A 20783-nucleotide genomic window follows, 5' to 3' on the forward strand; every position below is an offset into this window, starting at 1 on the left:
ATGTTTTATTGCATTGGTAGAAGATTTCACAAATTGGCATTTGTCTGCACAACCTTGGCAATGTCTTTTGGCGTCGCCGCAGCTCATGCCGAAAACCTGCCGACCGGCCGGACCGCCACGCAGATCAGCGATGAAGAGTATCCGGCAAGCTATTTCCCAAATACCGAGATTCTGGGAACTGAAGAAATGCGGATCACCGCACTGGGGACTGGAATGCCGAACCAGACCAAGGCGGCTGTGTCTATATCGTTCCTCGTCGAGCTTGGAAATGGTGACGTTTTCCTATTCGATATCGGTATGGGCTCAATGGCCAATCTGTTTTCATTGCGCCCGGACTTTTCAAAGATCGACAAAGTGTTCGTCAGCCACCTGCATGTCGATCATGTCGGCGATTTTATGGGGCTGCACATCGGCAGTTGGCTGTCCGGTCGCTATACACCTTTGCGGATCTACGGCCCTACAGGGTCGACCCCGGAAATGGGCATCAAAGCTTTTGTTGAAAACAGTAAGAAAGCCTATGCTTGGGATCTGGATGGCCGAACCGGCGCATTGCCTGATGATGGCGCCAAGATTGAAGTCACCGAATTCGACTACATGCAGGAAAATGAAATTGTCTACCAAGAAAATGGTGTGACGATCCGGTCATGGCCTGCGATTCACAGTTTGGATGGATCAGTCAGTTACTCGCTGGAATGGAACGGATTGAAATATGTGTTCGGCGGCGACACCTATCCGAACAAGTGGTACGTTAAATATGCCAAGGGCGCTGATCTGGCCACTCATGAGGCATTCCTACCCCCGAAAACGCTGGCACCTTACTTTGGCTGGAGCCTCGGACAAGCCACGTATGTCTCAACACGCGTGCACACCGAACCAGCTGCTTTTGGCAAAGTTATGGCCGAGGTCAAACCGCGCCACGCTATGGGGTACCACTCCGTATTGTCGCCGGAAAACTATCAGGCGATCTTAGAGGGCATCCGTTCAACTTATGACGGTGAATTGACACTGGCCCGAGACCTGACGGTCATCAACGTGACCAAAGACAAGATCGTGGTACGAGAAGCATCGGTGGACGAATACGCGCTGCCCCCTTCCGTATCGCAAGCCTATATCGACGCGCCACGGTCCAAGGAAAAGGAACCATCCGACAAAGTTTTGGCCGGGAAATGGAAGGGTTACACCCCGCCGAAGATGCCGGATGACAAATAATCCGCACTTGGAGGGCGCGTCCCCGCCGGACGCGCCTGTAAACCCAAGTATCGCAGGTCGATACGTCTCTGATTGACTGCGTGAGGGAAAGTGTTTCAAGGAAAGAACGGATTTATGACAGCTCTTGCCAAATCCCTTTTATCCAAATCGGCTCGATCAGGCATATTGGCGTCGGTTGCTCTTAACGCTCTGGCATCGGGCCCCGCTACAGCAGATGACTCGGAGTTGGCCAAGCAGTTGTCGAACCCGCTGGCGTCGCTGGTCTCGGTTCCGTTCCAGTTCAATTACGACACCGGATACGGCAGCGAAGATGGCAATCAGACAACTTTGAACATTCAACCTGTCATACCCTTTTCCCTGACCGATAATCTGAACCTGATCACCCGGACAATCATTCCATACAAATGGCAAAACGATGTTGCCGGCGCGTCCGGGAGCAACCAGGGATTCGGCGATACGACGGTCAGCCTTTGGTTCAGCCCAACCAAATCGTCGTTTACATGGGGTGTCGGACCCATCTTCTATTTGCCGACATCCAGAAACCGTGAACTGGGCGTGGGCGAATGGGGCGGCGGGATCACTGGTGTCATACTGGTTCAGGAGGGGCCCTGGACCATCGGTGGGCTGGGTAACCATATCTGGTCATTCGAAAGCGACGACATCAATTCAACCTATCTTCAGCCCTTCCTGGCGCACACCACCAAGGACGCTTGGACTTACACGGTGAATTCCGAATCCACCTATGACTGGACCACGGACGAGTGGACCGCGCCTGTGAACCTCATGATTTCTAAGTTGGTCAGGTTTGGGGAACAGCGCGTGTCGCTGCAGGCCGGCGCGCGCTACTACCTGGCTTCTCCGGACTCCGGCCCCGATGGTTGGGGGGCTCGGCTGTCTGCGACACTTGTGTATCCGCGGAAATAAAAGGGGAGACGTTGTGCCGTTTCTTTGAAAAATGACGATATTATTATGGCATATCAAGTACTTGCTGGCGGCGCTCGCGGTTTCCATCCTCGCGACCGCCGTCGAGGGTGATGTGATCCCATACAGCGGGGCAGAAGTCGCCAAAAATATCGCTATGTTCCGAATTGAAGACGGGGGCATTCGTCTGGAACTGGAAATCTACCCCGAGGATTTGGAGGTTTTCGAACACGCCTTTCAGTTGAAGCTCGTAACGGCACCCCTTGCGACACGGGCCAAGTTTCATCAGTCACCCGGCGAGAATCCGGAAAGCCTTGTGGTCGCTCGCTCCGACGGGAAGCCGCTGCCGTTCGACGTGATACGTATGGAACACCGTCAGAGAATAGACCGGGCCTCGCCTTTTGCCGGAAAGACCGACCCCCTCACCGGAAGGCCAATCCCCGGCCCACCTGAAAATCTGGACGTTATGTATCTTGAGGTGTTCTACAGTTTCGAGGGCGCGCGGCCCGAAACTCTGAGCATTCGCCCTCCATTTGCCATTGATGGTTCGCCTGCAGCTACAATAGGGTTCATGGTTTTTGATCGCCACGTCCCAGTCACGCGGTTCAGTTTTCTGAACAAAGACATGCAACTGGCGATCAGTTGGCCCGACCCGTGGATTACGGCATTCGCGAACCCCAATCTCAATCGTCCGTCACAAAGTGGGACAACTTCATTTCTGTATGTGACGTCGCGAGAGGTACGGCATGAAGTACTCATACGGGTTCGGGAGCTCGCGCCGTGGATCAACCAAGAGTTTACGACGGGTCTAAGGCTGGAACCTGCGCTTCAGTCGCAGATTCTAACCGCCGCGTTAGAGGCGTTCAAAACCCGTAATTCGCTGAGCATATCGGGAAACGTCGTCCACCCTGCTTCTGCTCGTGGAACATTTCTGACGTTAGGAGAGCGAGGGTTTCAAGTTGTTGAAGGTAATCCAATGCTCATAGCCGATTCAACGTTTGTCGGCGTGATATTAACCTATCCGATCTCAGAGTTGCCACCTACTGCATCGATCAACTGGGAGATGTTTGATGATGCGATTCAGAAAGTCCCAATAACATTGACAGACATTGCCGGCCCGTTCTTCGCCTGGGCATCACCGGACGAACCTGTCGTCACATGGATCAACCATCTGAAACGATACAACAATCCAGAAGTCACGCCGATTCAAGCAGCGGACATCTTCCTTATACCTTTGTGGATAGTGCTGTCTGTTGCCCTGTCCGTAGGCGCAGGCGTGATTGCGTTCCGATCATCCAGGACATTGATATGGATCGGCGTTGTAGCTCTATCAGCAACATCTCTTTTTGCCGTCATCGCTTTTTCAGGGAAACACGCAATTCCGGTCCTAAACCCGATCTCTGGCCAATCTGAAACACAGATTGTGACGAATGCATTATCCCGTCTTCTGACCAACACCTATGTAGCCGCTCTCGAAGTATCTTCCGAAGAAAGGAAACTGGCGCTTGCACCGATCGTCTTAGGCCCATCGCTCTCTGATGTGGCTGCTGAGCTGGAAACCAGTTTGACGATCCGGGTGCCCGGAGGCGGGCGTGCGCAAGTCGTCGACGTCACGAATGTCGTCATTGTCGACGGCGACATAACCTGCAGAGGAAAGTTCGAAGGCGTCGTACAGTGGCGCGTCGACGCGCAGGCCGGCCATTGGGGTCATGATCACCGTCGGCGCGTGGAGTATCGCGCCCGGGTAGAGTTCCAGCCCGACCGAGGAAACTGGGCCCTGTCCGCCATCACAGTATTGGAGGCACGTTCGCCAGATGTCTGATCGTTTGCGAAATATCATGCTGGTTAGTGTAACCGCCTTTCTGATCGTCTCTGCGGTCGCGAGCCAGGCGCATTTTCTTCTGAACCTAAATGTGCGGATCTTCCATGTTGAGCACACAAATGACGGGCTCCGTATCTTTATGCGCGTACCGATGCCTTATCTTGTTGCGGACAAGGCTGGCGAACCAATCGAGGGCGGTCTTCCCTCGGCCGCACCATTTACGACCAATGCTTTTGAGGATGGCCGCGTGGTTCACTTTGTCGATCCCGCCAAAATCGCCGTAGACCCTCTTGGGCTCGGCCAAATCGCTGAAAACGATACAGTCTTAAAGACCCGGGAAACGCATGTTCCTGGTAATGTTGAATCTGTTGCGCTTCATCGTGTGGGCGAAGAGCCTGGCTTTGCAACGTTGAATGAAGCCAAACACGCTGTATCTCAAGGCTCAACCCTGAAGGACAATCCGCTTGCCTATGTCGGCGACGTGGTTGTTGATACTGTAATAAACTACAATTTCGGGTATGCACCTTCGGCCTACACCTTATCCAGCCTGCTTAATCCCGGTTTGCCAGACCAGGATATGACCGCGAACCTTATCCTGGATTACGGTGTTAGCGATCCATTGGTTTTTCGAACACGGGGACTGATGAAGGACCCGATCGAGGTCTCCAGATCCAGAATGGCGGGGATCGTTACCTTTGTCTGGGAAGGTGTGCGCCACATTCTGGAGGGCATCGACCATGTCCTGTTCGTTGTTTGCCTCGTCATCGGAGCGCACGGGTTGCATGCGCTTTTATGGCGGGTCACCGGATTTACAGTTGGTCACAGCGTTACCTTGTCGCTTGGCTTCTTCGGCTACGTGCCATCGGGCGCATGGTTTGTCCCATTCGTGGAGACGGGTATTGCTTTGTCCATAATCTATGCGGCTTTTCTGGCAGTGTTGGAGGGCGGCTCAGATATCGACTCCAACAGAAAGGTTTTTGTCATTACCGTCCTGATGGGCCTCCTTCACGGTCTCGGCTTCAGTTTCGTTTTGCACGAAATTCTGCAGGTAACGTCTCCGAATATCTGGCAGAGCCTATTGGCCTTCAACGTCGGCGTGGAAGTTGGTCAACTGGCAATTGTCCTGGTGACCTGGCCGCTTCTGTCCCTTTTTGCAAGGTTCGGCCCAACCCCGGAGATGTCGCTAAGGGTGTCTATTGCGATCGGTTGCGGAACGATTGCAAGCTGGTGGACTTTTGTGCGCGGAAAAGACTTTCTGGAGATGCTATTAAGCTAAATTTAAGATACTGACGCCAAGCAAGAACTCTCTCTGAAGTTAGTAGAACACTCATTTCCTCACGGTCAGTGTCGTTTGGATGCAGCCAATGCGAATGCTGGCAGACGTCAAAGCTGCGATCCGCACCAAAAGTGACATGAGTTTGCCAGAGCATGGAGTTTGCTTTCGACATCAATGTCCGGTTCAGGAAAGCTGCCGTGCAGCGACTTCGGAGATCGTGAAAGTCCGGAACGGGCCGTTCTTGTCACTCTATTGGGGGTGTTCCGATGGACCAGCATCCAGTCATGCACTAACAATCAATTCGGACCAGTCAGATCAAGCTGCCCAAACATATCACGAAGTCAATCACGCGTTTTTTATGTCTGCGCTCTTAAGTGGATGGAAGAAGGCGTCGATCAGGCCATGACGGCTTTCCGTTCAAAATCAGGTTCCGATTGGACCATCCTTCGTAATGAGATGCCAGTAGAACGTAGGTTCCAATTGCGATTCATTGACGGGCACGCGACCTGCATTCAGGCGCGATCTGCGGGCAATAGACCAGCCTTTGACCGGATAAGACTCACGCCCAGGGTATCACCCGAGACCCTTGCAATCATCTTCAAAAGCTGGCTGAAGCGGGCAGTCCGCGTTCATTCGAAACTTGTTGGCGTGGTATGCTCTGTGACCAAGATTGACCAAATCGAGACGATGAAGTGCCACGACTTGCGCCGCGAAAAGGTGGCGAAAGGTGCGATCTTTCAGGATGTCAAACATTTCAGAGGTACCGGGAAATGGCGCGCAACTCGTCCAGATCATGGGGACTGTCGCCACCCAAGCAATGATCCATATGGTCGTGTATCAATACCCGTTTGGCATTGGTCACGGCTTTTTCAACGGCTTGCAGTTGTTGGGCGACTTCAACGCAAGGTTTGCCATCTTCAATCATCGCAACAACAGATCGCAGATGCCCCTCGGCGCGTTTTAGCCGGGCTATGAGTGCGGGATGGCTTGCGTGAATTTGTGCTTTTGTCATATAAGCCGAGATAACCCCCGGGAGGGGATATAACAAGACCGCAGAGGCACCTGTAAGCGTGAGGGCAGTTCAGAGATATACGCGAAATGCGATGGCAGCTTTGCTTTGCCTGTCTTTGATCGTTTGGTCGCTCCAGCCTAACTCGGGCCATGCTCCGACAGTGATCGAAACCGTGCAGGAGCATTTGCAGATAATTGCAGAGCACGGGCATACTCACGGATTTGAAGAAGATTTGTTGTGGGTGATGCACGGGCACAGTCATGATGGTGCAGATCATGATCACAGCCAAATGGTTATACCGGAATCGGGCAATGCGCTTTCACTGGCCTCGCTCCCGGATGACTGGGCCTTCGACAGGGTGCCGGGCGGTCCGTTCAGGAATAACGGTATAGAACGACCTCCGCGCGTGTGACGTCGCCCCAATCGGGGTTTTCGACATCACACAACAACGGAGATCATCCATGAATCTAATCTCTCGGGGTCTGGACAGGCGCGCGACGCTCCTGCTGGCCTTCATCATAACCAATCTGGCGCTGAGCACGTCTCAGGTGCTGGCTCATAACGTCACTGAAGGCGATGCTGGTTACATCCAGGAAATCTGGGGCGTGAACATCATCCCCTTCATGTATCTTGGGGCCAAGCACATGGTCACAGGCTACGATCACATCCTGTTCCTGCTTGGCGTCGTGTTTTTTCTCTACCGAGCCAAAGATGTTGGCATCTATGTCAGCCTCTTTGCGATCGGTCACTCGACGACAATGCTGTTGGGAGTGTGGTTCGGCTGGGGCGTAAACGCCTATATCGTCGACGCCATTATCGGACTTTCAGTCGTCTACAAGGCGCTCGACAATCTCGGCGCGTTCCAGCGCTGGCTGGGGCTCCAGCCAAATACCAAAGCCGCGACGCTGATTTTTGGTCTGTTCCACGGTATGGGGCTCGCAACCAAGATTCTCGACTACGATATCGCTCCGGAAGGGCTTCTTGCCAATCTGTTGGCGTTCAACGTGGGTGTGGAACTTGGCCAGCTTACGGCCCTTGCGATCATCCTTATCGTCATGGGGTTCTGGCGCAAAAGCCCGTACTTCTTCCAGCAAGCTTACAGCGTAAACGTCATCATGATGACCCTCGGGTTCATCCTGATGGGCTATCAGATCACCGGCTATTTTGTTGCCGCGTAACGGAGTTCAGAAAATGTTCAACACAGAAAGACCAAGTCTTGAGGAACTGCCAAGCTCGGCTCAGCTTATCCGCTCGACGGTCATTGCAGGTGCTTCTGCCGCTGTGATCCTTGTTACGGTAGTATTGCCGGCCGAATATGGGATTGATCCGACTGGCGTGGGCCGTGTGCTCGGACTGCAAGAGATGGGTGAAATCAAATCGCAGCTTGCAGACGAGGCCGAAGCCGACCGCCAGCTTGAAAGCCAAGATCAGTCGAGCTTGTTGAACGATGTCCTTGGCCTCTTTATCGGTTCGGCACATGCGCAAGAGGCCGAAGTCTGGCAGGATGAAACCAGCTTTATCCTCACTCCGGGAGAGTCGGCTGAGTGGAAGCTGCTCATGGAAGAAGGCGCGACAGCTGAGTATCGTATGGTCGTGACAGGCGGTCGGGTGAACTTTGACCTGCATGGTCACGGTGGCGGGCAGTCGATCACCTATGAGAAGGGGCGCGGCTCGACCGGTGTCGAAGGCACCATTGAAGCGGCCTTTGCAGGTGAGCACGGGTGGTTTTGGCGCAACCGCGACTCGGGCGATGTATCAGTGATGGTACAGGTCCGCGGTGACTACAGCGAGATCATCGAATAAGCAAAACCGGCCGCCGCGCAGATATATTGTGCAGCGGCTTTTTTGCGCCGATCGAAGCAATTGGGGATGTCCGATAATCCGCAGCCCGCAGTGCTACTCGGGTGCGTTCTTTAGGGACGCCATCAGGTTGTGGAACTTTTCCCCCTGCACAGCGACATGTGACCGCAACGCATTTGCTGTTTCCTCGGGATTGCCATTGTCCAGAGCACGCACAATGTCTTCATGCTCGGACATCGACTTTGCCATACGGCCCCGAAAACGTAGCTGTTGCCGCCGGAAAGGTTTGAGCCGTCTGTGCAGCTTGGACGCTTCCTGTTCCAAAAATGAATTGCCGGACTGGTTATATATGATTCGATGAAACCGCTCGTTTTCCACGTAGTACGTGTCAGGGTCTCCGGCATCGACAGCCGCCTGACATCTTGTGTTGGCGTCAGTTAGCTCTTTCAATGCTTGATCTGAGATGCGCATAGCGGCAAGTCGGCCGCAAACGGCTTCGAGTTCGGCCATGACTTCGAACATCTCCATAAGCTCTACAGGGCCAGGCTGCCGGACAAAAGCACCCCTGCGCGGTATGAGGTCAACCAGCCCCGACAGGGCAAGCCGCTGAAATGCTTCTCGAAGTGGCGTTCTGGATACGCCAAATTGCTCGGCCAGTTTGACTTCATCCAGTCGGTCACCATCCGAAAATGTCCCGTCAAAGATCAGCTCTTCCAGATCCTGAGCGATGGTATCGGCAAGTCGTTGGTCCATGACGTTCTGTTTTACTCACGATCGGGTGAGAACTCAAGAAATCAGTTATTGTATACAAAAATATTGACTTGAAAAACATAACCACCCTATGCTTCTGTTCATCCCCGGCGAGCTCGGGATTGAAAAAGGGAGGAGAAAATGAAAGCCATGTTTAAAACAGCTGTAGCTGCATTGGCGCTTGCATCCGCGGGCACACTGGGTTCCGCAGAAGAACTGCGCCTATCTCATCAGTGGTCGAACAAAGACATCCGTCATCAGGTCGCACAGATCGTGGCCGATGAGGTCGCAGCGGCCGATGTCGATCTGGAAATCAAGATTTTCGGCTCGAAATCGTTGTTTAAACCGCGCGAGCAATACAAGCCGCTTAGCCGAGGGCAACTGGATATGACCGTTTTGCCGCTCAGCTATGCCGGAGGCCAACAGCCTGCCTATAACCTGACTTTGATGCCTGGTCTGGTGAAAAACCATGATCACGCTGCCCGTTTGGCCGCCTCTCCGTTCATGGAAGCGTTGGAAGAGAAGATGGCCGAAGATGACGTGATGGTGCTGGTCCACGGTTATCTGGCCGGTGGCTTCGCGGGCAAAGATAAGTGCATCACCAAGCCAGAAGACGTAGCCGGTCTACAAACCCGAGCGGCAGGCAAGTCGTTCGAACAGATGCTGGCCGGAGCTGAAGCCTCGATCGCGTCAATGGCATCTTCGGAAATCTACAACGCGATGCAGACCGGTGTTCTTCAGGCTGCCAATACCTCGTCCTCGTCCTTTGTCAGTTATCGCATCTACGAACAGGTCAGCTGCTATACCCCGGCGGGAGATGTGGCGCTGTGGTTCATGTATCAGCCGCTGCTTATGAATAAATCCACTTTCGACGGGTTGAGCGAAGATCAGCAGGCCGCACTGCTGGCCGCGTCTGAGAAGGCGCAGGCCTACTATCTGGAAGAGGCCAAGAAACAGGACGCCAACTCGGCCAAGGTGTTTGAAGAGGCTGGCGTCGAAATCGCCGAAATGACACCAGAGGATTTCGAAGCCTGGCGCGCGCTGGCGATGGAAACCTCGTACAAAGCCTTCGTGGAAGAGGTTCCTGACGGGCAAGATCTGCTGGACAAGGCTCTGGCGGTCGAGTGACCCTCCCTTGCCTGGGCGGCCCTGCTGCCGCCCGGCACCTGATCTCAGTTCTGATCTTCAGACTTAATTGCATCTCAATCACAGGAGGCGCAAATGGCTGGCCATAGCTCTGCCGTTGCTTCCCACACCGGGAACAATCCCTTTCTTCGCTTTGTCGCTGCGCTCTCAACTCTGGCCGGATGGTGTTCCGCAGGTATGATCGTCGCCGCCGTCGCCATCACCTGCCAGATGATTGTGGTGCGCTTTGTCCTGAATGGCTCGACCATCTGGCAGACCGAAGCGGTCATCTATCTGGTCATCGCCGCTACGCTGGTTGGGTTGCCTTATGTGCAGCGCCTGCGCGGGCATGTGAATGTCGACCTGATCCCGATCTCGCTGGCCCCCCGCGCGCGGTTCTTCATGGCGATCCTGACGTCGGTCCTGTCCATCGCCATCGTTTCGGTCATGCTGTTCTACGGCTATGAGTATTGGCACTTCGCGTGGGAGCGTGGCTGGAAATCCGACACCGTATGGGGTGTTCGCCTATGGATTCCCTACCTCTCTATCCCGGTCGGTTTTGGACTGCTGCTGTTGCAACTGATTGCCGACCTCATCGCCGTCCTGCTTGGCATCGATAAACCCTTTGGTCTGGAGTAAAGCCGATGGATCCCCTTCTGCTCGGCGCTATTGTCGCCATCGCCACCATCCTTGTTCTGTTCTCGGGCGTATCGGTCGCTATCGGTCTGCTGATCGTCTCGGCCGGTTTCCTGATTGTCTTCGACGGCCCACGTTCGCTGGAACTGATGCCGGAAATCCTGTTCGGTAAGCTCGATAACTTTGCTCTTCTGTCGATCCCGATGTTCATCATCATGGGGGCGTCCATTGCGTCAACGAGGGCAGGGGCGGACCTGTACGAAGCCCTTGAACGCTGGCTGACCCGTGTCCCCGGTGGGCTGGTCGTATCAAACCTTGGCGCCTGCGCCCTGTTTGCGGCCATGTCGGGCTCCTCACCCGCAACCTGTGCTGCCATCGGTAAAATGGGCATCCCCGAGATGCGCAAGCGTGGTTACCCGGATGGCGTTGCCGCCGGTTCCATCGCCGCAGGTGGTACACTTGGTATCCTGATCCCACCCTCGGTCACGATGATCGTCTATGGCATCGCCACTGAAACCTCGATTGGTCGTCTGTTCCTGGCCGGTGTGATTCCGGGCCTGATGCTGGTTGGCTTGTTCATGGCCTGGTCGCTCTATTCCACTTGGAAATCCGGCGACGCCACCCGTCTGGGCTCCGGCAGCTACACCTGGGGTGAACGGTTTGAGATCCTGCCGCGCGTGCTGCCCTTCCTCGGTATCATTCTTGGCGTGCTCTACGCCATGTATGGCGGCATAGCCACGCCGTCGGAAACGGCTGCAGTGGGTGCGTTGCTGTGCCTGATGATCGCGATGATCATCTACAAACTCTGGAACCCCAAGGACATCTGGGTCGTATTGCGTGACAGCACCAAGGAAAGCGTGATGATCCTGTTCATCATCGCCGCTGCCGGTGTGTTCTCGTACATGCTCAGCTCGCTGTTCATCACACAGGCTATTGCCGAATGGATCGGTACGCTGGACGTGAACCGTTGGCTGCTGATGGGTGCGGTCAACGTTTTCCTGCTGATCGCCGGGTTCTTCTTGCCGCCCGTCGCTGTGATCCTGATGGCCGCGCCGATCCTGCTGCCGATCATCACCACCGCCGGTTTTGACCCGATCTGGTTCGCGGTCGTTCTGACCATCAACATGGAGATCGGTCTGATCTCACCCCCGGTTGGTCTGAACCTCTACGTGATCAACGGCATCGCGCCGGACATCTCGCTGAAAACCATCCTGACCGGCTCGCTGCCCTTCGTGGCCTGCATGGTGATCGCGATTGTCCTGCTGTGCCTGTTCCCGGGTCTGGCGACATGGCTTCCTGATCTGGTGATGGGGGCAGCGGTATGACCCTGCTTGCCGATCTTCTCTCAACCGTGTTCGAGCGACGCTATCGCCGCGACAGCGCGGCGGCCTCAGATGGCCGCCCGCTGACTGAACTGGCCAACGCGTTGGTTGGGTCAGCGGGGGAGACCTCGGGTCTGGCGTTGGCAGAAGAGATTTTGACCCGTTTCGAAAAAATAGAAGATGACGAAAAGCTGGAGTTCTTCCGGTATCTCGCCACCGCCATGAATATCGATCCCGAAGCGGTGCGCTCTTCGCTTGACGCGTACGAAAATGCGCCTTCAAAAGCGACCTACCGCACTTTCGCGGCTGCAGCTGAACCCGCGCGACAGGAGATGATCCGCCGCCTGAACCGGGTACCCGGTGCCACGGGAACGCTTGTTCGGATGCGCGCCGATCTGCTGTGGTTGGGAGGTAAAGAGCCTGAGCTGCAAGCGCTGGATCTGGATTTCCGTCACCTGTTTGCCAGTTGGTTCAACCGCGGCTTTCTGGTCCTGCGCCCGATCAATTGGGAAAGCCCGGCCCATATTCTGGAGAAGATCATCGCCTACGAGGCGGTACATGCCATCGACAGTTGGGATGACCTGCGCCGCAGGTTGGAGCCCGCCGATCGGCGCTGCTTTGCCTTCTTCCACCCCTCTATGCCGAACGAGCCGCTGATCTTTGTCGAAGTTGCACTGAACAGCGGAATTCCCGGATCGGTTCAGGCCCTGCTTGCCGAGGACCGCGACCCGATGCCAGAAGAACAGGCAGATACTGCGGTGTTCTATTCGATCTCGAACTGTCAGGCGGGGCTCGCCAGCATCTCGTTCGGCAACTCGCTCATCAAGCAGGTGGCGTCAGATTTGGCTGCGGAACTGACGGGGTTGAAGACCTTTGTCACTCTCTCGCCGATTCCAGGATTGACCAAGTGGCTGTCTCAGGAAGGCATCGAGTGGGACGTCGAAGAACCCGATCAGATGAAGGCGCTGGCGGCACAATACCTGCTGAACGCCAAGGGCCGGGGCAACATGCCATTCGATCCGGTGGCGCGGTTCCACCTTGGCAATGGTGCGATGGTCCATGCGGTTCACGCCGATGCCGATACGTCGGACAAGGGGCGCGCCCAGTCCGGCGGCACCATGGTCAACTACCTCTATGACCTGGCCCGCGTTGCCCAAAACCACGAGAAATTCGCCAATTCCCGAGAGGTCATCGCCTCGCCCGAGGCCAAATCGCTTGCTGCGTCGGCCTCTCTCACCACGACACAGGAAAGGTAACCCCTATGGCCAATCCTCTCTATGACGGTTTGTTCGGCATTCATGCTGGTAAAGACACGCCTTTTTTGCACCTGCTTGACGGGACGACCGTTACGCATCACGATTTTTTGCGCACAGCCGCGCAGATCGCGCATGTCGCAACCCAACTGGGTCTGAAACCCGGTGACCGAGTTGCGGCGCAGATCGAAAAATCACCCGAAGCGCTGGCGCTCTATGCGGCCTGCGCGCAGGCAGGCCTCGTGTTTCTCCCGCTCAATACGGCCTACACGGTCGATGAATTGACATATTTTATTGAAAACAGCGGGGCTTCACTGATCGTCTGTGACGCCAAAAGCGAGGAGAAGCTCACCCCCGTCGGGGCGCAGCTGGGAGCGCAGGTGGAGACCCTGAACGCTGATGGCAGCGGCAGCCTGATAGATCAGGCCGCAGTCATGCCTGCCAGCTTTGAAACCGTTGATCGTGACGGTGATGATCTGGCGGCGTTTCTCTATACCTCGGGCACGACGGGCCGGTCAAAAGGCGCGATGTTGACCCAGAACAATCTGTTGTCGAATGCGCAGGCGCTGGTCAAAGAATGGCGCTTCACATCCGACGACGTGCTGCTGCACGCGCTGCCGATCTTTCACACTCACGGACTGTTTGTGGCGACCAACGTCACACTGGCTGCGGGCAGCAGCATCGTATTCACGCCCAAATTCGATCTGGATGAGATCATTGGACGGATGCCGCAGGCCACGACCATGATGGGCGTGCCAACCTTCTATACCCGCCTGTTGGATGATGACCGGTTCACCAAAGAGCTGGCAGCGCATATGCGCCTGTTCGTTTCAGGCTCGGCCCCGCTGCTGGCAGAAACCCATGTGCAGTTCGAAGAACGCACCGGCCATCGCATCCTTGAACGCTATGGCATGACCGAGACCAACATGAACACCTCGAACCCCTATGACGGCGACCGCCGCGCGGGCACGGTGGGCTTTCCTTTGCCCGGAGTCGAATTGCAAATCTGCGATTCAGGCGGCAACCCCCTGCCGCAGGGCGAGATCGGTGAAATCGAGGTACGCGGACCCAACGTGTTCAAGGGCTACTGGCAGATGCCCGAAAAAACCGCCGCCGAACTACGTGAGAATGGGTTCTTTATCACCGGTGATCTGGGCCGGATCGACGAGGATGGCTATGTCCATATCGTTGGCCGCAACAAGGACCTGATCATCTCGGGTGGCTATAATATCTATCCAAAGGAAATCGAGCTTTTGCTGGATGAACAGCCTGGGGTGCTGGAAAGCGCCGTGGTGGGTGTGCCGCATCCCGATTTTGGCGAAACAGTGTTGGGTGTGGTCGTCGCCGAACCAGGTGAGACCCCGAACCTTGAAGAGATGAAGATCGCGGTGTGCAACAGCCTTGCGCGTTTCAAACATCCCCGGCAGTTGATCGTGCTGGATGAACTGCCTCGCAACACTATGGGCAAAGTTCAAAAGAACATCCTGCGTGACCAATACAAGGACCTGTTCGTGGCCGCGTAAGATGACACTCCCCGGTCCGTCAGCCCTCTTCTCGACAATGCTGCGGGCCAAACTTCAACGGCCTGAAGGTACGATTGCTTTACCTTTAAGTCGTTGATTTTTAATTCTTCAGGAGCTTGAACTTAAATGTATCAAAATATCCTCGTTCCGATCTCGCTGGATGATGACCGCGACACGACGCGCTCTGTTGACGTTGCGCGTGCGCTCAATTCCGGCGATGGTCAAATCACCTTCTTGCATGTCGTCGAACATCTGCCTCAATACACGAGTAACTTGCTTCCCATTGATCATTTGGAACGTGTCAAAGCCGTCGCTTCGGAAAAGTTGACGCCTTTGTTAAATGGCTTGACGAATGCCCGGATCGAGATCGTCGAAGGTCACGCAGGCCGCGGTATCATCGACTATGCGGTATCTAACGGTGCCGAATGCACTGTGATCGCAAGCCATCAACCTGGTCTGCAGGATTATCTGCTTGGATCTACTGCGGCACGTGTTGGCTGAAAGAAAGACAGAAAGAAAACCTGAGGCGAGCCTCGTCATTGAGCATGTCTATCCAAATTTTGCGGGAAAACCTGGCTATGAAAGTCACCTGCGAGCGCCAGAAACTGTTCGACACCTTGAGGTGATGTAACAAGGCGCCGACAGAATACCTGGTTTGCCTCTGTCATCTTGTTCCAGTTTTGGAAGTACTCTGCCTCGAAGAACTCTTTTTGAACTTTTGAGAGATCAGGGTGGAACTCACTAGCGAAGCGAAAAGCCGTCTCCATGTTCTTTCTGAGAGTTCTGGCCCCGAGCGGTTTCCAATAATATTCGCCGCCCACTTCCGCATCAAAGGCGGCAAACAGATTGTCAGCCGTGGTCAATTCCGCGATGGATTGGCCACCATCCAAATCCAATCGACCAAGTTCGTCGAGACACGTGAAGTACCAGTTCAGATCGTCCCCGGCAGATTTGACGGTCTGTGGAGAAAGCGGGGCCCGACGGCGGCCTGTCAAGAGCCCTCCGTAGGGTCGACCAAGGCTCATCGTTGCCTGGTATTCTCGAATGGTTGACGTGATTTCGGTCGGTAAAGCCGACGTCACGCGATGGCTTGTGGCCTTCGGAATTTCACCAATCGTTGCTAGCAACAACGCTGGTTCGATTGTTTCCGGAAACTCATGCAGTCGATCCAGAAGACGCGCTGCTTTATGAATTGCGTTCTTGCGGCCTTGATCGTGACAATCTTTCATCCAAAGGTGCAATAGTTCAACATTCAGCTGCGCCGGCTGTACGCCCTTGCTTCTTGCCAGGCTTGTCAGAACGGTTAGGGCAATAAGTTCTGGTGTTTGGATATGAGTGCCGTTTCTACGCGGCTGGATAAGAACGGTGGTCGCTTTCTGTAGCTGCGACCAGTTGTCCTCCAGCCCGCGCAGGCGTTTTTCCTCGGCGCGTTTTCCTGACGCGCGTGACATCAGGCTCTTTGCGTTACCGTACCACGTTTCGAACTGCTTGAAAGTGTCGAAGCCTTAGGGCGGATTCTTGTTGGCGATGTGACTTGACCATCGCTTGACGAAGGCATCGACATCGATCGGAATCATCGCCAGCGGACAATTATACGCTGGCAGTTTCCTACATTTGTTTGCGGATCCCCGGATCTTCTTCGCGTTTGCTCGCGAATATGGGTAGTCTCCGGCGTCGAGTTTTTCAACAGCTTCCTCGAGGGCCATCTGCATTAGTGCCTCCATCATTGGTGTTGTTTTTTTTGGCGTCAGTGACGCGGTTAATCTTGGAAATTCGGGTGATCTTCAGAGATGCGTTTTGAGGTTCTTTTTCGAGTTTCGGCACTCTGGAAACGAAATGAGGAAATGGGCTTCAAAACGTATTCAAATGAGGTTTTGTGGGCGTATTCCTCACTTTTTGCGGATCGGGCAAAGGTACGAATTGCGTTGTTTCCGGCCTCACACAGCATCAAAAAGACCCTCAATCTGGTGTTTCCGGAACCGGATCGAGCCACCGATCCGGAGGCTTGGAATGATATTGTCACGGGGATAGTTTCGGACAGTAGCCGGAGCGCAGCCGAGTTTCTCAGCAAGGTCTTTGCCAGTCAGAAATGGCTCTAGCAGCGCCGGATGCTGGCCCTAATCCAGCATCTCTGCATGAGACACGCCTTCGACCCGCCAGACGTATGTGATGGCATAGCGTGGGCGCTTCAATGGCCCTGGCGCGGAACGGACGCTGTTTTCGCGCAGCACACGGCGCACTGTGTCCGGATGCAATTGCCAGCGGTTCGAAAACTGGGTCTGTGACAAGCTTGGCAGGCCGGCCAGCGCAGCAGGGTGGGTTCTGAGTGTGGATAGTCGCTTCATGAAGAGCAGAAGGGTTCACAACGCCGATCCGGAAAAAATAGCCGAATCTTTTTCAACAATCCCCTTGGAGAGCCGCAGACTAACAGTTGGGGTCTTGCGGGATTTTTACTAATTCGTCGCGGGCGTAGACCTTGTGAAAACTGCTTTTGGGCCACTTCGTACTTGCGTAACGAACGCGAATGCGGACGTCGGTAACACTCGGAGAATCCGGCCCTAACCGGCCATTGAGCTTTGCCAACCGATACTGCTCTAAGGCACGTCGAACCTGCCGTTCGCTGCAAGCGCAAAATCAGAGACTGGCTGAGCTCACTGAATGCGCTCAATTGCTGAAATTAGGCTATCCTATTCGAAAGTCCTATCTCTGCGCTATGGCCTCCTGCAAGTGCCTTGTAAAGGCGCGGGCAGAAGGCTTCGTATGACGACCACCTGCCAGCAATGCGTTCACATCAACAGTCCCGATTTTCCAATTCGGCAGCAATTGAACGAGGGTTCCTGCCTCCAGTTCGTTTCTGCAACTCCAGTACGACGTGCTGATAACACCCATGCCGGAGACGGCGGCGGTGGTTGTGCTTTCATTGACGGAGATCATCAATTGACTTTCGACACGAATGGACTGGACCTTTCCATCCCTTTCAAAGCTCCAACCCGCCTTTCCAATGCTTGATGGGCCGAGGACGATTTTATGATCCACCAAATCTGTGGGCTGCTTCGGGCTGCCAGCTTTTTCCAGATAAGATGGCGCTGCTACAACAACTCTGGGCGTTGCGCCCAACTTGCGCGCGACCATCGTTGAGTCTTCCAGCGGTCCAAATCGGATGGCTACGTCGATAGCCTCATCAATCAGGTCCTGCATCGAGTCCGTCAGAACAAGATCCACTTTTAGCTTCGGATGCAGTTCCAGAAACGGTGGCAGGGCGGGTATGATCTCTCTTTGCGCAAAGCTGGCCGGCGCGCCGACCCGCAGACGACCGCGTAGATCGCCCGTGCCCCGCACAAAGTGGTTTGCTTCTTCAATGTCGGACAGGATTGGCTCGATACGCGTCAGGTATTCTTCCCCGGCTTCAGTCAGCCGGACGGCGTGGGTGGAGCGCACAAACAGCTGCACCCCGAGATCTTTTTCAAGGTTGGATATGATCCGGGAAACCGAAGGTTGGGACTTGCCGGTTTCTTTTCCCGCAGCGGTAAAGCTACCGGTGCGCGCAACTCGCGAGAACAAACGCAGCGTTGAGAAATTGTCTGACATTCACATTTCGAATAACTGTTAGGCTTTATGGTAATCTACCCTTCAAGCTATTTATGAGCAACATTTGAGAGCAACTGCGGACGACACGCACATCCCACCGATCAGTACCTGGAAACTGTAGGCGCAAAAGCTTTCGGAGAAGGAACACTCGAAATGGCAAACTCGTTGATTAGTAGACGGCATTTCATAGCACTTTACTTGCCGGGGCGACGCTTGCGTCGGCCCCAAAGGCGGTTGCTGCCACGAGCATCAACGTTGGTGAAAAGCAGATCGTCGTTCTCTCCGATGGTTACTTCGATATGCCTGCCAGCATGTTTCCGGGAACGCCTGACAGCGTGAAGGCGCAGGTCGGTGATCCTGCTCGGATCGCCGTCAACACGTTTGCAAATCGGGCTGGGAGCCGTACGATCCTGTTCGGCGCGGGTGCAGGCACCTGCGAATTCATCACACACGCCTTTCCATCAGCCGGCGAGCTGCCGGGGGACCTCACCTCAGCTGGTATCTCAGCAGAGGAGGTAACCGACATCATGATCACACACATGCACCCGGATCACGTTGGTGGTCTTGCCATCGGTGATCAGTTGGCATTTCCAAACGCTCAAATTCACATTGCAGCCGCCGAATGGAACTTCTGGAATGCCGTTGGTTTCGCAACCACCGTACCGAAACCGATGCGGCATATGGTGGACAACGTTCAATCGCTTTCAAATGTCATCAAAGGCAACGTCTACCTCCATAGCGGACTAACTGATCTCGGCGACGGCGTGAGCGTCTTGCCTGCGCCGGATCACACGCCCGGTCATACAGCCATCCTTCTCGATGGTGGCCGCGAGCAGTTCATTGTTGTTGGAGATCTGAAGGTTCATGAAGACGTTCATTTCGCCAATCCGAACTGCGGGTGGGCTTTGGACGTTGACGGTGAGCTGGCCGTGGCCATGCGGGTTTCCATGCTCGACATGATCGCCACCGATGGCCTGCTCATAGGAGCGGCACATGTCACGAAGCCCGGCTTGGGCCGCGTGGAGCACAAAGGCTCCGGGTTCAATTTTTAACCCCTCTAACCTCAATCTTCAAAGGAACAGCAAATGACAACGTACTCCCAGCACACGGTAGACACGGCCCCGGAAGGGTCCAAACCTATCCTCTCTGCGATCAAAGCCAATATGGGCTTTGTTCCAAACCTGATGGCCACGATGGCTGAATCCCCTGTTCTGGTCGAAAGCTACATGACCATGATGGGCATTTTCGAGACGACTGATCTGACGCCTACAGAACGCGAAATCATTCTGATAACGAACAACCGTCTGAACGGCTGCACCTATTGCATGGCCGCGCACACAACCGTGGCAAAGATGGCTGGTGTGGATGACAACGTGATCGAGGCATTGCGGGCAGGCGCTACAATTGCAGACCCCAAACTCGAAGCGCTCCGCATCTTCGCTGAAACTATCAACGAAACACGTGGATGGGCCAGCGATGAGCAGGTCGATGCCCTTATCGACGCCGGTTATACAAAGCAGACCGTTCTGGAAGTCATTGCCGGGACCGCCCTCAAAGTCTTGTCCAACTATACGACTCATATAGTGAACCCGCCGCTCGACAAGGCTTTCGAGCCGATGTCATGGGACCCCAAATCCACCGTAGCGGCAGAGTAAGCAAGAATACCTCTCGCCACCCTGCTGTTCCGGAGTGTTCGGCCCGCCGGGGAGAATGTCTATTGCCCAATCGAACTGGTTCTATGTGACTGAATTTGCCTTAGACCAGCCAAGGGAAGTGAACAAAGCAGAAACCTCAAAACAATGTCTTAGATAAGTGCAAACGCGGTAGTACATGGGATGAAATGGCGTTACGCCACCAAGGCTTTTGACGGCTCGAAGAAGCTTACGCAAGAGGACCGTGACACCCTCTTTGCAACTCTTAACCTCGCGCCTTCATCATTATTTTTGCAGCCATGGAAATTCGTTGTGATTGACGACCCCGAGATACGCAAAACCCTTGGTTCTTTTGTGCCTGCGAACAAATCTAAGATCGAAGACAGCGCGTTTTTTGTTGTGCTTGCTCGTCGTAGAGCCACATCGGCAGAGGATGTGTCTCGCCATGTCGATCTGCTGCAAGCCGAACGCGGAGTATCCCCGGAAGTGCTGCATCCATTCCGAGAAATGGTGACAAAGAGCGTTGCAAGCAAATAGGCTACGGCAGTAGACAATTGGAATGCGCGGCAGGTCTATGTCGCCTTGGGATGTGCTGTTACTGCTGCTGCGATGCTCAAAGTCGACGCCTGCCCGATGGAGGGGGTTGATCCGCAAAGATTTGACGAAACTCTTGGTTTGACGGGAAGCGAGTTCACAACAACCGTCGGTATTGCATTCGGAAACCGTGATGAAGGGGATCCGTTTGCGTCATTCCCGCAAACCCGTCGTCCTATTGATGACGTCATCAAAGTCGTTTGACACATCGTCACGCGCTGCCATCGAATTGGCTGCAATTAGTAGACCTAGGAAGCAAGCGCCGCGTCTTTTAACGCCGCGCTCTTTCGTCGTGCAGGC

Annotated in this window: 22 protein-coding genes and 1 pseudogene; 16 read left to right on the forward strand and 7 right to left on the reverse strand. The window is 54.7% G+C overall.

Annotated features, from left to right (window positions below; all coding sequences use genetic code 11):
• The 4 genes from gntH (at position 1) to ACR0ER_RS11685 (ending at position 5228) form a co-directional block, all read left to right on the forward strand.
• Positions 1-1209 carry a guanitoxin biosynthesis MBL fold metallo-hydrolase GntH gene (gene gntH / locus ACR0ER_RS11670; RefSeq protein WP_480769062.1) on the forward strand — a complete coding sequence of 403 codons (1209 nt, stop codon included), beginning with the start codon at positions 1-3 and terminating at the stop codon, positions 1207-1209.
• 114 nt (positions 1210-1323) lie between these two features.
• The gene (locus ACR0ER_RS11675; RefSeq protein ID WP_480769063.1) at positions 1324-2133 is read left to right on the forward strand and encodes a transporter family protein; all 810 of its coding nucleotides are present in this window, start codon (positions 1324-1326) and stop codon (positions 2131-2133) included.
• Positions 2134-2164: 31 nt separating this feature from the next.
• Positions 2165-3952 carry a hypothetical protein gene (locus ACR0ER_RS11680; RefSeq protein WP_480769064.1) on the forward strand — a complete coding sequence of 596 codons (1788 nt, stop codon included), beginning with the start codon at positions 2165-2167 and terminating at the stop codon, positions 3950-3952.
• Positions 3945-5228, forward strand: a complete 1284-nt coding sequence (locus tag ACR0ER_RS11685; protein ID WP_480769065.1) for a HupE/UreJ family protein — start codon at positions 3945-3947, stop codon at positions 5226-5228. Before ACR0ER_RS11680 ends, ACR0ER_RS11685 begins: the two co-directional genes overlap by 8 nt.
• Before the next feature lie 754 nt (positions 5229-5982).
• Here ACR0ER_RS11685 and ACR0ER_RS11690 read toward each other — a convergent pair.
• Positions 5983-6240, reverse strand: coding sequence for a metal-sensing transcriptional repressor (locus ACR0ER_RS11690; RefSeq protein WP_480769066.1), 258 nt, complete (start codon positions 6238-6240; stop codon positions 5983-5985).
• 91 nt (positions 6241-6331) lie between these two features.
• Between ACR0ER_RS11690 and ACR0ER_RS11695 the strand changes: the two genes are divergently transcribed.
• The 3 genes from ACR0ER_RS11695 to ACR0ER_RS11705 are packed head-to-tail and all read left to right on the forward strand — an operon-like array spanning position 6332 to position 8043.
• Entirely contained in the window at positions 6332-6652 is a 321-nt protein-coding gene (locus ACR0ER_RS11695) for a hypothetical protein (RefSeq protein WP_480769067.1), read from the forward strand.
• Between the two features lie 49 nt (positions 6653-6701).
• Entirely contained in the window at positions 6702-7418 is a 717-nt protein-coding gene (locus ACR0ER_RS11700) for a HupE/UreJ family protein (RefSeq protein ID WP_480769068.1), read from the forward strand.
• A gap of 13 nt (positions 7419-7431) precedes the next feature.
• A complete protein-coding gene (locus tag ACR0ER_RS11705) occupies positions 7432-8043 on the forward strand; it encodes a transmembrane anchor protein (RefSeq protein WP_480769069.1) in 612 nt (203 codons plus the stop codon).
• 93 nt (positions 8044-8136) lie between these two features.
• Here the strand turns inward: ACR0ER_RS11705 and ACR0ER_RS11710 are convergent, their stop codons facing one another.
• On the reverse strand, positions 8137-8793 hold the full coding sequence (locus ACR0ER_RS11710) for a GntR family transcriptional regulator (RefSeq protein WP_480769070.1): 657 nt from the start codon (positions 8791-8793) through the stop codon (positions 8137-8139).
• A 138-nt stretch (positions 8794-8931) separates the two neighbouring features.
• Here ACR0ER_RS11710 and dctP point away from each other — a divergent pair, with 138 nt between their 5' ends.
• The 6 genes from dctP to ACR0ER_RS11740 all read left to right on the forward strand — a co-directional run bounded on the left by dctP (position 8932) and on the right by ACR0ER_RS11740 (position 15150).
• Positions 8932-9918, forward strand: a complete 987-nt coding sequence (gene dctP, locus ACR0ER_RS11715; RefSeq protein WP_480769071.1) for a TRAP transporter substrate-binding protein DctP — start codon at positions 8932-8934, stop codon at positions 9916-9918.
• A gap of 93 nt (positions 9919-10011) precedes the next feature.
• A complete protein-coding gene (locus ACR0ER_RS11720) occupies positions 10012-10554 on the forward strand; it encodes a TRAP transporter small permease (protein WP_480769072.1) in 543 nt (180 codons plus the stop codon).
• Positions 10555-10559: 5 nt separating this feature from the next.
• Complete coding sequence (locus ACR0ER_RS11725) at positions 10560-11876, forward strand: TRAP transporter large permease (RefSeq protein ID WP_480769073.1); 1317 nt, start codon at positions 10560-10562, stop codon at positions 11874-11876.
• Complete coding sequence (locus ACR0ER_RS11730; protein WP_480769074.1) at positions 11873-13129, forward strand: malonyl-CoA decarboxylase; 1257 nt, start codon at positions 11873-11875, stop codon at positions 13127-13129. Before ACR0ER_RS11725 ends, ACR0ER_RS11730 begins: the two co-directional genes overlap by 4 nt.
• Positions 13130-13134: 5 nt before the next feature.
• Entirely contained in the window at positions 13135-14649 is a 1515-nt protein-coding gene (locus ACR0ER_RS11735; RefSeq protein WP_480769075.1) for a malonate--CoA ligase, read from the forward strand.
• Positions 14650-14775: 126 nt separating this feature from the next.
• Positions 14776-15150, forward strand: coding sequence for a universal stress protein (locus ACR0ER_RS11740; protein ID WP_480769076.1), 375 nt, complete (start codon positions 14776-14778; stop codon positions 15148-15150).
• Positions 15151-15185: 35 nt separating this feature from the next.
• Here ACR0ER_RS11740 and ACR0ER_RS11745 read toward each other — a convergent pair whose 3' ends face one another.
• The 5 genes from ACR0ER_RS11745 to ACR0ER_RS11765 form a co-directional block, all read right to left on the reverse strand.
• Positions 15186-16100, reverse strand: coding sequence for a hypothetical protein (locus ACR0ER_RS11745; RefSeq protein ID WP_480769077.1), 915 nt, complete (start codon positions 16098-16100; stop codon positions 15186-15188).
• A 54-nt stretch (positions 16101-16154) separates the two neighbouring features.
• Positions 16155-16361, reverse strand: a complete 207-nt coding sequence (locus ACR0ER_RS11750) for a hypothetical protein (RefSeq protein ID WP_480769078.1) — start codon at positions 16359-16361, stop codon at positions 16155-16157.
• A 225-nt stretch (positions 16362-16586) separates the two neighbouring features.
• Positions 16587-16751, reverse strand: a complete 165-nt coding sequence (locus ACR0ER_RS11755) for a helix-turn-helix domain-containing protein (protein WP_480769097.1) — start codon at positions 16749-16751, stop codon at positions 16587-16589.
• Positions 16752-16766: 15 nt separating this feature from the next.
• Entirely contained in the window at positions 16767-16994 is a 228-nt protein-coding gene (locus tag ACR0ER_RS11760) for a hypothetical protein (protein WP_480769079.1), read from the reverse strand.
• A gap of 355 nt (positions 16995-17349) precedes the next feature.
• Positions 17350-18237: a LysR family transcriptional regulator gene (locus tag ACR0ER_RS11765; RefSeq protein ID WP_480769080.1), complete on the reverse strand. Its 888-nt coding sequence runs from the start codon at positions 18235-18237 to the stop codon at positions 17350-17352.
• Between the two features lie 335 nt (positions 18238-18572).
• Here ACR0ER_RS11765 and ACR0ER_RS11770 point away from each other — a divergent pair, with 335 nt between their 5' ends.
• The 3 genes and pseudogenes from ACR0ER_RS11770 (at position 18573) to ACR0ER_RS11780 (ending at position 20687) form a co-directional block, all read left to right on the forward strand.
• Entirely contained in the window at positions 18573-19289 is a 717-nt protein-coding gene (locus ACR0ER_RS11770) for an MBL fold metallo-hydrolase (RefSeq protein WP_480769081.1), read from the forward strand.
• A gap of 33 nt (positions 19290-19322) precedes the next feature.
• Positions 19323-19892 carry a carboxymuconolactone decarboxylase family protein gene (locus ACR0ER_RS11775; RefSeq protein ID WP_480769082.1) on the forward strand — a complete coding sequence of 190 codons (570 nt, stop codon included), beginning with the start codon at positions 19323-19325 and terminating at the stop codon, positions 19890-19892.
• Positions 19893-20072: 180 nt separating this feature from the next.
• A pseudogene (locus ACR0ER_RS11780) lies at positions 20073-20687 on the forward strand (NAD(P)H-dependent oxidoreductase).
• Positions 20688-20783 lie beyond the last annotated feature (96 nt).

Source organism: Ruegeria sp. CH8 (assembly GCF_056536985.1).